The following is a 13995-nucleotide window of genomic DNA, read 5'->3' on the forward strand; positions in this document are numbered from 1 at the left end:
ATAATACAATTTAAAAACTTTTGAATCTTAATCTGTATAGAAGTTTAATAAAAATTAATTCGAAACATTAGTTGTTTTATATCCTTTATAAATAATATATTTGAATAAGTCGTGTTTTGATCTTTTATAGTATATTTTTCAGTAATACGATTTTAAATTATTTTCTATTCTTCTATGTTTTCTGAATTTCTTACCATATCTTTTTATTATATGTTGTTACTGTATAGGTTTTTCTGTTTTTTTTATTTATTTAAAAAATATAATCATAAATTAAGTCACAATTACCCATAAACCACTCATACCAAGAAATAGGATTTTTTATTACTATTCTTTCTTTGTTTTCATATTCCAGAAACTTGATTAACGTTATACGTACATTTTCAATTATGGATTCATAATTATACATATGAATTTCACTGAAATCCCACCATAAATTCCTTGCTGGATGAGCGGCAAAGCCACATCTTAGGTCATATATATAATCTAAATACTCAGCTGTTGTATTATTAATTTTTAAAATATTTTTAAGAATTTGGTGCATGTCTTTTCTCTTTGTTGTCGGCATCTTTTTCCTTTTTTTGATAAATTGAACTATTATATCAATACAATTATCTAAGGATATTATAGCTTCTTCTTCGTATAAGTTAGTTAACAAGCTGAGCGATTTAGAATAATAAAAAATAGCTCTATTAACATATGGATCGAGTGCATTTATTTTTCTCATTATATAAGAAAAAACTTTCTCATTTACATTCGTATTATGCTTTCTAATTTTAATTTCGTCAATAAACTCTTGGTAGTCATCAATAATATTATAATGACCATATCTAAACATAGTTCTTCCCATAAAAGAGCTTGAAATTCCATATGTCAATGCTAAAGCTCCTATAATATTAATCATGTAACTCCTATAAACATATTGATTTGATGAAAACATATAATTTTCTATAGTATCAGATATATGTTTATCAGATGATATATTTCTCCAACCTTTTTCCCAATCAGGAGCTACTAAAGCAACTAAAAGCGAGTTTTCGTGAAAATCATATTTGCAAGATATATTATCTGATACATAATTTAAACCTATAGTTTCATCACAACTCATATCCCTAATCATTATTAATCTATCATCTTCCATATCTTTTAGCCTCGAAGGAATTCTGTCCAAGGAATTTTTTAATTCTTGTCTATTAATACAAAAATTTGATTTTATAGCATCATTTATAAACTTGTTTTTAAATTCTAAAAAGCTCATTATTTCCTCATCTTAACTAGTAATTAAAGTAAAATTTACATAATATTTTTATTTATTCCGTCAACTCAATACTACCCACGTGCCTTAATCGTCACTATAAATACATATTCTTACTTATATTATACACAAAACAAAACCCTACTTTCACGTAGAGTCCTTAGTCAAATTAACTTTTATTTATATCCCTACCTTTAAATTCAACAAGTATTTGTCCATTTTTCATTCAAGTCTTTGGCAAGTTTTCATTCAAGTATTTGTCCATTTTTCATTCAAGTATTTGGCGTGTTTTCGTTCAAGTATTTGACAGTTTTTCATTCAAGTATTTGGCGGTCTAGATTTATATTTTTCTGTATTTACTATCTCTTCCTAAAATTATCCATAAAAAAGCACCTACAACTGTAGATGCTTGTATAGAATTAATTTTATTTTCTTCTTATCCGTGGTATTACTCGATTTACTTGTTTTAAATATATTTCATATTCTTCTCCAAATTCATTTTTTAACCATTTTTCTTCTGTATTTTTCATTAATATTGTTAAAAAAGCCCAAAATACAAATGGAAGTATTAGCAAAATATAGTTTGCTGTAAATAAAAGTAGACCTGTGAATATAAATATAAATGCTGAATAAACAGGATTTCTTACTATGCTGTATACTCCTGTTGTTATCAACTTTTTTTCTGTAACTTTTTTATTTATTTTCTGAACTATTACTGCTTGTATCCATAAATATATTCCTAAAAGGATCATGAATATTGCTGCTATAATAAAAAACATTTTGCCTTTAATGATTTCTCCTTGATAAATGTATCCATTGAGATAAAGCCATATCCCAGCTATTGTAAGGATTAGACAAGTAATTACATATATTGGCCCGACACCGAATATGGGCATTTTAAATTCTTGTGATTTCATTGTCTGCCCTAAATTATTGTCCTAACAATTCAATAATCTCATCCTGTGCTTCTCTTCCTTCTCTAAAAAATCTCACCAATGGATAGCAGTGGCACATTCTTTTTCCGACAATAATTTCGTATGGAACGTGGTATTTTTCCATTGCTTTTTTAAAGGTTTGCGCAAAGGCATAGAGACATTCATTTTCGCCGTAATAATAATAGATTTTCGGAAAGTCGGTAAAATCTCCTACAGTTCCGTCTAGCATATATTCAGGTATGTCTTTATCTCCTTTTGCGATTTCTCTTGCAGTTTTAATGTATGTCGGATCAATCATTACGTCCTTGTAGTTAAGTTCTTCTAATTTCTCCCAAATTTCTTTGTTTTCATCGACAGTTACATCGAAAATTCCTCCCGGAGAAACTGAAATGATTTTGCCCGGCATTGGAAGTGGTCTTCCTAAAGCATTATTATGTAGAAAAATCCCAAGTGATAGACAAGCACCTGACGAAAATCCAAGTACGCTGATGTTTTCTGTCTTGTAACTTTCTGTCATCAGCCTATAAGTTTCAAAACAAACTTCGTATGTCTTATCGATTTTTACATTTTCTGAACAAAGTGGATAAAACAAAAACCAAACATCTTTGCCGGTTTGTTCCATTATTCTTTCCGACAAAACAAAGTCCAATTTGTCCGGTTGTGTAATCATTCCTCCGCCAAATAGATAAAGAACTGCACCTTTTGAATGAATTTGATTTTTTTGATATGAAATCAGTCTGTGTCCCATAACATCTCTATCAGAAAGATAATAATTTTTTCTCGTAGCCCTTTCCTTAGCCTTTTCTAAATCAAATACTAATTTTGCATTTTCACTTTTTGCATACTCAAGCATCTCTTCTTTGTTCTTTAAAAACATTTTCTTGATTCCGAGAAGTCTTACAATTTCCGATGCAATTTTATAAGTCAAACTCATTTTACTCCTCCATTAATAATAAATTAATCACAAACTTACAAGTTTTTCCAATTTCTTATTCTCATAAAATCGGTTCATTCTCTATCACCTGTAATAAAATAATCACAACAATCTGCTCCACTTGCTATAGTGCCTTTTCTATGTAAAACTCCATGTTGAAGACTTATCATAACCTCATCCAATTCACAGAATAGCGGCATTAATTCATGTACCCCAAGCTTTTTAGTGTATGTGCAAATAGGGCAACGAGTAATTCTGTAATAACAAGCGCCCTCATATGGTTCTCCCTTAAAATCGACCTTAAATGATGTTGGATAGAGTTTTTCTTTTTCTTCTGTATACCATTTATAATACTTAACTATATTTTTCTTATTGGCTTCTTTTCCTCTCTTAGTATTTAGATTAGTTAATGAAAAAAACCATTTGACAAAATACAGAGAGCGACGCATCATTTCCTGGATAGTCTCTGGAGGAATTTCTTTTTCGCTTGCTAAATATGGTGCAACAAATACAAGAGCGAACATCTCATTGTATGCCATTGGATTATCATCTCCGATATCATCTGCTTCTTCTACTAGTTTTCGATAAATTTTTTTGCTTTTTTTGAGGATATTCTTGGCATACTCCCTTCCATATTTTTCCACCAAAACTTTTTTCATAGGATGTTGAAACTGATAGAAATAAAAACTGTGATATTTCATTTTTATCCTTGCCTTTCTTTATCTTATCTATTTTCTTGCGATAAATACGACTTGTTGTTTTCTATCTAAATAATATTCAAAATTAAATCCCAATTTTCCAAGCATTCTTGTTAAGTCGTCGGGTGTGTATACTTCCATTTCTATCATATTCGCTAATTTTTTTACATCTCTTCTTTTCATAGATGATATTTCATTGCATATTAAAAACTGTCCGCCTTTTTTTAGCACACGATAAATTTCTTTGAAACATTCTTCTATGTCATTCCAAAAATAAATAGTTTCAAAAGCTGTGACGACATCTATCGATTCATCTTCAAAAGGAAGTCTCTTTACATCTCCAAGTGAAATCTCGCATCTTCCAGACTCAATCGCTTGTTTGTTTATCTCGCTTGCCATTTTTACACTTGTTTCTGAGTGGTCAATTCCATAAACTTTTTTTGCTTTGGTTAAAAAATATTCTATGTTACGACCGCCGCCGCATCCCAAATCCAAGACAATATAATCGTTTTCAATATTTATGTAAGACCTTCCCCAACTTGCTAATTTTTCATGTCCTTTATTCATACTTTTTAACATAAATCTGCCGCCAAAATTATCCTTTGGCTTTCTAAAATTTTCAAAAAAGCGCTTAAACATTTCAGCCTCCTATTGATATCTGTTCTCACCTATATTATACCACGTTTTCTTTTCTTAATTTCATGTTTTTGTGCAGACTAATTGTCAAATCAAATGCAACACCTATGGTAAGAAACCAAAAAGTTCTTCTTTAGGTGTTTTATATTGTATACATTTTCTAGGTCTATTATTCATTAAACTTAAGTTATAATTTAAATCATTAATATTTACTTCCGATAAATCCATACCCTTAGGATAAAACTCCCTTAAAAGTCCATTACTATTTTCATTTGTACCCTTTTGCCATGCACAGTAGGGGTCACAAAAATAAGTTTTACATCCTAACTCTTTTTCTATTTTCTCAAATTCTGAAAATTCTTTACCTCTATCAAAAGTTATTGTTTTCACTAATTCTTTGGGAAAATCTTTTAGTGCATTGATTATTGCAGGTGTTACATTTTCTGATTTTCTATTTTCAACTAGAATTGCTATATAGTATCTAGATTTTCTTTCTGCTAAAGTTACGAAACAGTATCCACTTTTTCTTTTATGATCGAACCTGCCTGATTCTACTGTATCTGCTTCCCAGTGACCTAGCTCTTGCCTTTTGTATATTTCTTAGGGTCTTTTCTTAATAGTTCTGCCTTTATCGTTAAATTTTCCTCTTTTTTCTGCTGGTCTTTTAAATCTTCCTTTTCTTCTCAAATTTTCCATACTGGTTTTGGCAGGTTTTTTTGCGTGTATAAGCCTATATATAGTTGATGTAGATGGTATATGATTAATAGAATTTGTATTTCTATTTGATATTTGTTCAGGTGACCAATGTTCATTAATTTTTATAGTTAAATACTCAATAACATCTTTAGAAAACTTGGTTTTCCTATGACAATCTTTCCTTCTATGACGATATTTGTCATTTGCCTTTATTGGGAAGTATTTAGTGTAACTTCCTCTACTGGATTTTATTTTAGAAGAATTTCTTTTAATTTCTCGAGATATTGTACCAGGTGACCTTTTAAGTGCTTGTGCAATTTTTCTTATACTCATTCCTAAATTTAAAAATTGATAGATACAAGATCTCTCTTCTATGGTAAGATGGTTATAGCTCATAGTTAATCGCTCCTTTTAATATGTTTTGTTTGGTCACTTACATATTAACACAGCTGATTAGCTATGAGTTATTTTATGTTGCACTTGTTATGATAAATTATCTGCAAAATAAACCGGTGTAGATGATAGATTACAACTGCCACAACAAACATAAAATTGCTTTTTAAAAAATAAAAAACAGCTTTTAAGATTTCTTTTAAATCCTAAAAACCATTTATTTCAATACTAATCTCTTGATTTGTTTATCTTAAATTTCTTTTAAAAATTTTAATGCCAAATACAATTTCCCAATATCATGGTTGGCATTATGAAGTCCTTCGACCTCATAACAGCTCTCATTTAATACATCTCCTGCCTCAAGAAAGTCATAAAGTTCAAATCCATAAAAATCACAAGCTGCTTGAACACCTGCAAGTTCCATTTCTACTGCTATACATCCTTCTGACTTTCTCTTTGAAACAAGTCCGCGTGTCTCACGAAGCATAACGTCTGTAGTCCAAACTTTTCCCTTAGTATATGGAGCTTTTTCTTTGATAAAAAATTCTTCAAGCTTATCATGATTTTTAATAGCAATGTAATCTGAAGGCGCCGCATAATAATAAGATGCTCCCTCACCTCTATAAGCCTCTGTTGGAGTAATGTACTTCCCAAAAGTCTTTTCCTCGTCAAGACTTCCGCAGGATCCAAACATAACAAATTTATTTGCACCTGTAATCCAATTAACTTCTACACAATCTCCTGAAGCAAGGGCGGAACCAATCATAGTAAGATAAAATACAAATTCTTGACTTTCAAATTTACTTTTATATATTGGCCTTGACCCATTTGCAGATCCTATTTCGCCAATTTCTTCGCATTCAAAATTATCAAGCAAATATTCTAGTATGCTTTTTGAAAATATTATCAAGCATTTCTCTGCAATATTTTTCTTTTCTCCATAAAAGTCTTTTAGACTGATAAGTGGCTCTGTTTCATTATCAAAACTATCTATTATCATAGTTTCACCTCTTAATTCTTATATAATATATTATAGCATTCTCATTTTCTTGACAACAACACTATTGATTCCGCCTTCTTGAGGGGCCAGTATGGATAAAATTTGATATTTTTCAAAAGCCTCGTATCTGGAAACAGGTTAATTAACTATTTATCCTCTCCTCATCTTTGGGTTTAACTCTAGACTAAAATAAAATTTTAAAAATTTACATTACCAGCCCCTAAAATTAAGTATAAGAATAGCACCTACTTTGTAGATGCTAAAATCTATTTTTTTCTTCAATAAGATTATTATATTCTTCTTCAAGTTTTTCTCTTTCCTCTTTGGGTATCTCCATTGCTAGTCTAGAACTGATAGATGATATTCTAAAATCAAGTAATAAACTATCTCTATCCTTGCTAATTTTTGTCTTCTTTTTTCTATTTTTGTATTGTGATAAATTACCTTTAAAATTTTTGATTCTTTTATTTTCTATAATCAGAAGTGTATCAGCTATTTTATTTATAAACTCCTCATCATGACTTACAAAAATAAATGGTCTATCATAAGATTTCAGTAAATTTTCTAAACTTTCTATTGCTCTTATATCCAAAAAGTTTGTCGGTTCGTCAAATATAAGGTAATTAAAGTCAGATGTTAAAATTTTAGCCAATTTTACCTTAGCTTTTTCTCCATCGCTTAATACGCTTATAATCTTGTATACATCGTCAGTCTTAAATCCTAATCTTGCAAGAACAATTCTTGTCATTGTTTCATCATATATAGACGTATTTGATACATTTTTTAAGATGCTGGAATTTTCTTCAAGAATATCACTCATTTGACTAAAATAACCTATCTTAAGATTTGGATGTACCCATATATTTTCTTGATTTAGTATCATCTTTAAAAGGGTAGTTTTCCCACTTCCATTTTCTCCAATGAGCGCTATTTTAGAATTGTTGTTGATTTGAAAATTGCATTTTTCAAATAATGTCTTATTTTTAAATTTTTTATTCAGGTTTTCCGCTCTTATCAAAACTTTAGAATGAATTCGTTTATTATCTGGAATGGATAGTTGTATCTCTTTTTCTTCTTTAGGTTTTTCTTTCGTTTCAAGTTGGTTTATCCTTGATTCTACAGCTTTTACTTGTTTGTCTAATTTTTTCTTGTTTTTTTGACCACCCATCTTATGGAGTCTTGCTTCTGAATTCCCCATCCTTTTAGGCGTGGTTCTTACTTTAGATGATTGTTCATTTATATTAATAGCTAGATTTTCTAGTCTTCTTTTTTCTTTTATAAAATTCGAATACTCTTTATCTTGAAACTTTTGTCTTTTTTCTCTTTCTTCAAGATAGAAATTGTAGTCTCCATTATATTCTTCAATTTTTTCATCCTTCAACTCTAGAATCTTTTTACAAGTTCTATTGATGAAATCACGATCATGCGAAATTATAAGGTACCCTGTTTTTCTTGAATTTAGCTTTTCTATAAGTTCTTCTTTTTGCCCTAGGTCTAAATGGGATGTAGGCTCATCTATTAAAAGAAACTTAAAACTATCTGATAAAATATCTGTTAATTTTAATCTTTGTTCCTCACCCGGACTATAATCGGCATCAATCTTTAACTGAGATTTGGAATAGATTTCATCAGAAAAATTCTTAGCTTGAATATCATAATTTAATAAATATCCTAAATCTCTATCTACTCTTACTTGACCAGTATAGTCGTTATCAAGTCCTAATATTATTCTTAAAAGAGTAGTTTTGCCTGTTCCATTGTCACCTATTAAGGCTATCTTATCATTTTCATTTATTGATAAACTATCAATTTCAAATAGCTTTCTATCTGGTAAAGTTTTTATTAAGTTTTGTATATATATCATAAATCCTCCTATGTTTTTTTTTGAGAGGATTTTTTCCTCTCTTAGTTATTTGTAAGACTATATCTATTGTTCATTTGTCTGTACCTCCTAATACTACTTAATAATTTATACCCATAAAAACAATCAATTCCCTGTCATCATAAACAGATTGACTTGTCCATTTCACACCTTATTGCTCACCATAGCAATAACTCCATCTATCTTTTCGGTAGATTTTTCTTTGTCTGCCTTTGTGTTTTCTGTGTAATTTGTTTATATAAAGATTTGAAACCTTTAGTCCATGTTTTTCAAGAACATACTCTTTGATTTATAAAATCAGTTACCCTCTAAAAATTGGAGATGGTTTGTTGATTTTAAATTGATTAGTATGTGCTTGATAGTACATTTATCCTGTTAAATATAACTTTACTATATTTTGCTTAAATTCGAAAGAGTAACAATTGTTTTTCTAGAACCTTTTAACCCTTCATGTCTTTGTGATCTAAATAAAGTAACTCATCTTCTGACTATTGAATAATCATTGAGTCCATATTTATCAGTTAAATATTTATATTCTTCTTTATTTAAGTATTCTTATACTATTTTCATCTTAAATTCTATACTATATTTTGTCATGAAAAAAACTGACCTCTCTAAGTTGGTTTTAGATCCAACTTTTTAGGTCAGCTCAGAATTTTACTAGTTTATCTTAATATTATTTACTATTTTACACGAACAATACACTCGTCTATTCACACTCTATACTCATGTAATATTCATCGCAAAACTTATCCCACTTAACTGTATAGTCATCATGTGTGAGCAAGGTCAAGTCTTTTGCTGTAAATATATTTCTTTTTCTTGCTTCATCAAAGAAATAGTCAAATCCACAGAAGGTTTCACTAAGATAGGCGTATACGTACTTGAATCCAAGGCTATATGCAAGGTAGAGGCGTGTGTGTCCATCTAGGGACGCGTATGTGCCTTCGCGTTTTGTAACTGGGATAATCACGTCTTCTTCTCTATTGACAAAGCTCTTAACTGCCTCTAATTTATCACTATCTATAAAGAACTGTATCGGCTGGATTTTATCTAGATCAAGCTTAAAGACCTCCACGTCTTTGAATTTCTTAATAAGCTTACCACTTTCATCATAAAAATTTGTGATGTGCTCTGCATTAAATCGAAACTCTTCAATGACCTCGTCAAAATATGCTCCTTCTCCTTTTATAAGCGCCTCGGTCTGTGATATGATTTTAATTTCTACAGGCACATCGCCATCTACAATGTAGCAACCGTGCTGATATAGTGCCTCTTGACTGAATCGATTGTCAGCATATGTATTGATTCTATCTATTCTCATTTATTCTCCTTGAATAGTTTTCTTTGAAGTTTTGTATAAATGGCGATTTCTTCACGTTATTACTCCTTATAATCAAAAGACCCGACTTGGTACGCATTGTTAAGAGGCGTGTCGGGTACTGTTGCCTATATAATATAGTAATTACCTTGATTTGTCAATTTTTTCAAACCACCATCCAGTTCTATAGACAGGTTTAACAGACTCTATTTTACAATTCAAAAATCTCATCTGCCACTTCATTTAAAAACTCAATATCATGAGAAACTATAAAAATTATTTTATCCTTATTTCTATATTTTTTAATCAGTTCAGATATTTTTATCATATTGGAATAATCCATACCACTTGTAGGTTCGTCGAAATAGACAAATGGAGAGTCTTTACACATAACAGAGGCTATTGCAAGTCTTTGCTTTTGTCCTCCTGATAAACTCATCGGATGCCTTTCAACAAATTCGTCCAGGCCTAAATCTTTTAAAATGATTTTTGCCTCTTCTTCATCAAAATTTTTTACTCCTAGACTGAGTTCCTTGAATACCTCATCTGTAAATAATTGATGATTTACATCTTGCATAACAAGCGAGGAGTTTTTCAGTCTATCTTTTTTAGATAGTTTTTCTCCCTTAAAGTATATTTCTTCTTTTGATTTTTTCTCAAGACCTATTAAACATCTTAAAAGCGTTGACTTTCCACGTCCATTTGATCCTATTATGCCATATATTTTTCCAAGCTTAAATGAGATGTCTGTTAAACTTAAATAGTCATCATCAGTAAATTTGTAGCTAAGATTTTTTATCTGATACTCTCCCTCTTCTTTCAAATATGGAACTTCCAACTTAGTTAGTTTCTTGTCTCTTAAAGCTAAGACATTTAACTGTTTTGTGTCTAACTTTAAAAATTCACTTCTTGTATAAGTTTTTTGAAGCTTACCTTTATCTATTAAAAAGACTCGGTCAACTATGTCCATTAAATAATAAATTCTATGCTCTGCTACAATTATGCTTATGCCTTTGCCTTTAAGTATTTTAAGCATATTTGTCAAAACATCTATGCTTTTAATATCCAAATTTGATGAAGGCTCATCCAATACAATAATCTTTGTGCCTGCTATATAAGAAGCGGCAATGCAAAGTATTTGTTTTTCTCCACCCGATAGGTTAAATATATTTCTGTCCAATAGATTTTTTATTGGGAAAATTTCAAGCATATCATTTAAACGTCTGTCCATCTCTTCTCTTGCAAGCCCTATATTTTCCAAATAAAATAGTAATTCTAAGGTAGTATTAATATTAAAGAAATAGGTCTTAGGATTTTGAAAAACTGTTGAGACAAGCATCGAAATTTGATAAAGCTCCAAATCTTTTATATTTTTGCCATCAATAATTATTTCGCCCTTCGTCTTTGCGTTATCATATCTTACGGCTAAGCCATTGATTGAGTTTATTAAAGATGATTTTCCACTTCCGCTTTTTCCTGTAAATAGCACGCATTCACCCTCGTCTATGGATAGTGATATATCATCTATTATATTTTCTTCGCCATAATCAAGGCTTAAATTTTTTATTTCTACCATATTAAGCCTCCCACAATAAGTCCAGCAACTGCTAATACATAAACAAAATCAATTAGCTGTATCTTTACTCGAATATATCTAGTCTTGGCGATTGGATTTTCTATTGCCTTTGTTTCTGCCGCTTTTGCAATGTCATCTGCTATGTTCGAAGATATAATTAGTAATGGCACTGAAACATATTCAAGATATTTAATTGGATTTTTAAAGTTTATTCCCCTTACTCTCATAGCCATTTTGATGTTTTTCTTCTCTTCTTTAAATGATGGAAAAAATCTAAACATAACCGCAATAGGTATGGATAGATTTTTTGAAATCTTAAGCTTGTCCATCGATGAAATTATTGTGCCTACGTCAGAAGTTTTTATCATGAAGCTAGCTGCCATAAATGGCAAAATAAACATCCTAATCACAATAGGTATACTTAAAAACATCTTAATTATTGGGTTTAGTGTAGATAGAATCATAAAATTAGGCAAGGAGTAAAGTATTCCACATAAAACTATCCATTTGAAAAGTGTTTTTTTATATCCATTCAAATAAAACAAAATTGAAAAAATACAAATTATTGCCAATTCAAAACGGATATTTATGCTATGCACAACAGTTAATCCCGTAAAGAATACAACTAATATCTTACTGATGGGATTTGGATTAAAGGGAGCATTTGAAGAAAAAGTAGGCATTATACAATGCCTGCTTTTTCAAAGTGTTTTTTCAATAGAGCCTTGCCTATATATGCTCCAATTATTCCTCCTAGAAAAGCACCTAAGGCTACTAAAGCCATGTGAGGATATGTTATTAGATTTTCCAATGCATCAGCATATTCTTGTCCCATCATGCCAACAGACATTTCTATATACTTTTCTTTTGCTAAAAGCATCTGCATCATAGAGCTGCATATCCATGTGCTAAATACAGCGTAAGAAAGCATATTGTATTTAAAGGAATTATAATTACCAATCTTTCTAATTAATTCTGCTATTATCATTACTATAAGCGATAAAACTGCAACGACGTAAGTATGACCAGCCGCAAACATAACAAGTGGTGATATCATTCCGAATATAAATAATGCCCATGGTTTTTGAACTTTACTCATAAATAACATAACTACTGTTCCTGCAATTATGCCTAAAACTGTTGGGTATATTAAAAACAATATTGGAATCATGCCCATCATGCCAATTCCAAACATCAAGGCGAAATAAATTACGCCAAAAACGCCGATACTTACCAAATCTTTTACTTTTAATTTTTTATTATCCATTTTATTACTCCTAATATATAAATTCTTCTGTCATTTTTGTTTTTCTCTTTATTTTATTTTTAATCATTTACATTCATATTTGAAAGAGCCTTGGCTTGCATTGCTAAACCTACCATTATCATAGTAAAATCTACAACTGGTTCTGTCCACCAAACAGCCCCTGCTCCAAATATTCTTGGCAATATAAGTAAGGCTGGAGCAAGTAGTATTAACTGCCTTAGCATTACAATCATTCCAGCTTTTTTCCCATCCCCAATCGCTTGAAAAAAAGTTATTGTCATAATCATAATTCCATAAAGAATAAATACTGAATAGAATATTCTGAAATTATTAACTCCGCTTGAAATTATATCCTGACTTACTTTAAATAAACCAAGTAACTGTTTTGAAAATACTTGTGCTGGTAACCAAAAAATTGCTGCAAGTACTGTTCCTCCTATAGAAAATATCTTCATAGTTTCCTTTACTCTATTATATTGTTTTGCTCCAAAGTTTGTGCCAATAATCGGCTGTAACCCCTGACTCATTCCCCAAATTGGTATAAATGAAAACCCATAAAATCTCAAAGTTGCTGACATTAATATTGCATTTGGATCTCCTCCGTATTTAAAAGCTTGTCTATAAAGCAATGTTTGCTGAACCATGAAAAATACTTGCATGATCATAGCTGATACTCCTACTCCAAACATTTCCTTTGATATATCTTTTTCTTTTTTTATTTTCCCTATTTTTACATTTTCACTTTTATTTTTAAAATAATAAAGAGTAATGACAGCTTGAATTATTTGTGCTGTTACAGTGGCTATAGCTGCTCCCTCAATGGCATAATCACCCATTAATTTCATTAGTATTGGATCAAGAGCTATATTGATAAAGGCACCAAGTCCCATAATAGTCATTGCTCTTTTCATAAGACCTTCACCACGCATTACCATATTAGCTGACTGGGTAAAGTTTACAAATATTGAACCTATAAATATTACTCTTAAATACCTTATTCCTAATGCCTTTATTTCTCCTGTTGCTCCAACTAAATCTAAAAAATATGGTCCTAGAAGTATTCCTCCTATTGTTATAATCGTTGAAAAAAAGATAACCCAATAGATAAGATTTCCCATAAGTTTGTCTATAGTATCTTTATCACCCTTTCCCATGGATCTTGATAAAATTGATGCCGAACCTATCCCTATAAGCGTTGCAATCCCATTATTAAAAAATGTAAGTGGCATAGCTATTGAGCAGGCCGCCATAGCATTCTCACCAATTATTTGTCCAGCAAATATTCCATCCATAAGTGGATATAGTCCTATAACTACCATCCCAATTACTGCTGGTATAGATAGTTGAAACATCAAAGACAATGGCTTCTTGGTTAACAACTGTTCTTTCATGTTTTGTTTCATTT

Annotated in this window: 12 protein-coding genes and 1 pseudogene; all 13 read right to left on the reverse strand. The window is 30.5% G+C overall.

The features are described from left to right. Nucleotides 1–250: 250 nt before the first annotated feature. The gene (locus HMPREF0391_RS00340; RefSeq protein ID WP_002834789.1) at nt 251–1255 is read right to left on the reverse strand and encodes a hypothetical protein; all 1005 of its coding nucleotides are present in this window, start codon (nt 1253–1255) and stop codon (nt 251–253) included. Nucleotides 1256–1677: 422 nt separating this feature from the next. Beyond that, nucleotides 1678–2169: a methyltransferase family protein gene (locus HMPREF0391_RS00345; protein WP_002834790.1), complete on the reverse strand. Its 492-nt coding sequence runs from the start codon at nt 2167–2169 to the stop codon at nt 1678–1680. Between the two features lie 13 nt (nt 2170–2182). Continuing rightward, complete coding sequence (locus HMPREF0391_RS00350; RefSeq protein ID WP_002834791.1) at nt 2183–3121, reverse strand: alpha/beta hydrolase; 939 nt, start codon at nt 3119–3121, stop codon at nt 2183–2185. Between the two features lie 74 nt (nt 3122–3195). Then, the gene (locus HMPREF0391_RS00355; RefSeq protein ID WP_002834792.1) at nt 3196–3822 is read right to left on the reverse strand and encodes an L-2-amino-thiazoline-4-carboxylic acid hydrolase; all 627 of its coding nucleotides are present in this window, start codon (nt 3820–3822) and stop codon (nt 3196–3198) included. A gap of 27 nt (nt 3823–3849) precedes the next feature. Beyond that, entirely contained in the window at nt 3850–4458 is a 609-nt protein-coding gene (locus tag HMPREF0391_RS00360) for a class I SAM-dependent methyltransferase (protein ID WP_002834793.1), read from the reverse strand. A gap of 102 nt (nt 4459–4560) precedes the next feature. After that, a pseudogene (locus HMPREF0391_RS09715) lies at nt 4561–5547 on the reverse strand (IS30 family transposase). A 247-nt stretch (nt 5548–5794) separates the two neighbouring features. Next, nucleotides 5795–6544 carry a nucleoside phosphorylase gene (locus tag HMPREF0391_RS00370; RefSeq protein ID WP_002834799.1) on the reverse strand — a complete coding sequence of 250 codons (750 nt, stop codon included), beginning with the start codon at nt 6542–6544 and terminating at the stop codon, nt 5795–5797. Between the two features lie 259 nt (nt 6545–6803). Next, on the reverse strand, nt 6804–8408 hold the full coding sequence (gene abc-f / locus HMPREF0391_RS00375) for a ribosomal protection-like ABC-F family protein (protein WP_002834800.1): 1605 nt from the start codon (nt 8406–8408) through the stop codon (nt 6804–6806). Nucleotides 8409–9135: 727 nt separating this feature from the next. Next, a complete protein-coding gene (locus HMPREF0391_RS00380; protein ID WP_002834801.1) occupies nt 9136–9750 on the reverse strand; it encodes a hypothetical protein in 615 nt (204 codons plus the stop codon). A gap of 208 nt (nt 9751–9958) precedes the next feature. Further along, complete coding sequence (locus tag HMPREF0391_RS00385) at nt 9959–11323, reverse strand: ABC transporter ATP-binding protein (RefSeq protein WP_002834802.1); 1365 nt, start codon at nt 11321–11323, stop codon at nt 9959–9961. Then, entirely contained in the window at nt 11317–12006 is a 690-nt protein-coding gene (locus tag HMPREF0391_RS00390) for an energy-coupling factor transporter transmembrane component T family protein (RefSeq protein WP_002834803.1), read from the reverse strand. Before HMPREF0391_RS00390 ends, HMPREF0391_RS00385 begins: the two co-directional genes overlap by 7 nt. Beyond that, nucleotides 12006–12590 (reverse strand): MptD family putative ECF transporter S component, encoded by a 585-nt coding sequence (locus tag HMPREF0391_RS00395; RefSeq protein ID WP_002834804.1) that lies wholly within the window; start codon nt 12588–12590, stop codon nt 12006–12008. Before HMPREF0391_RS00395 ends, HMPREF0391_RS00390 begins: the two co-directional genes overlap by 1 nt. 59 nt (nt 12591–12649) lie before the next feature. Further along, on the reverse strand, nt 12650–13993 hold the full coding sequence (locus tag HMPREF0391_RS00400) for an MATE family efflux transporter (protein ID WP_035109012.1): 1344 nt from the start codon (nt 13991–13993) through the stop codon (nt 12650–12652). Between the last annotated feature and the right edge of the window lie 2 nt (nt 13994–13995).

The organism is Finegoldia magna ATCC 53516, from assembly GCF_000159695.1.
Lineage (GTDB): Bacteria > Bacillota > Clostridia > Tissierellales > Peptoniphilaceae > Finegoldia > Finegoldia magna_F.

Coding starts and splice junctions, on each gene's coding strand:
- HMPREF0391_RS00400 (WP_035109012.1), bottom strand. CDS start 13,993: ATGAAACAAAACATGAAAGAACAGTTGTTAACCAAGAAGCCATTGTCT.
- HMPREF0391_RS00345 (WP_002834790.1), bottom strand. CDS start 2,169: ATGAAATCACAAGAATTTAAAATGCCCATATTCGGTGTCGGGCCAATA.
- HMPREF0391_RS00350 (WP_002834791.1), bottom strand. CDS start 3,121: ATGAGTTTGACTTATAAAATTGCATCGGAAATTGTAAGACTTCTCGGA.
- HMPREF0391_RS00380 (WP_002834801.1), bottom strand. CDS start 9,750: ATGAGAATAGATAGAATCAATACATATGCTGACAATCGATTCAGTCAA.
- HMPREF0391_RS00355 (WP_002834792.1), bottom strand. CDS start 3,822: ATGAAATATCACAGTTTTTATTTCTATCAGTTTCAACATCCTATGAAA.
- abc-f (WP_002834800.1), bottom strand. CDS start 8,408: ATGATATATATACAAAACTTAATAAAAACTTTACCAGATAGAAAGCTA.
- HMPREF0391_RS00385 (WP_002834802.1), bottom strand. CDS start 11,323: ATGGTAGAAATAAAAAATTTAAGCCTTGATTATGGCGAAGAAAATATA.
- HMPREF0391_RS00390 (WP_002834803.1), bottom strand. CDS start 12,006: ATGCCTACTTTTTCTTCAAATGCTCCCTTTAATCCAAATCCCATCAGT.
- HMPREF0391_RS00340 (WP_002834789.1), bottom strand. CDS start 1,255: ATGAGCTTTTTAGAATTTAAAAACAAGTTTATAAATGATGCTATAAAA.
- HMPREF0391_RS00370 (WP_002834799.1), bottom strand. CDS start 6,544: ATGATAATAGATAGTTTTGATAATGAAACAGAGCCACTTATCAGTCTA.
- HMPREF0391_RS00360 (WP_002834793.1), bottom strand. CDS start 4,458: ATGTTTAAGCGCTTTTTTGAAAATTTTAGAAAGCCAAAGGATAATTTT.
- HMPREF0391_RS00395 (WP_002834804.1), bottom strand. CDS start 12,590: ATGGATAATAAAAAATTAAAAGTAAAAGATTTGGTAAGTATCGGCGTT.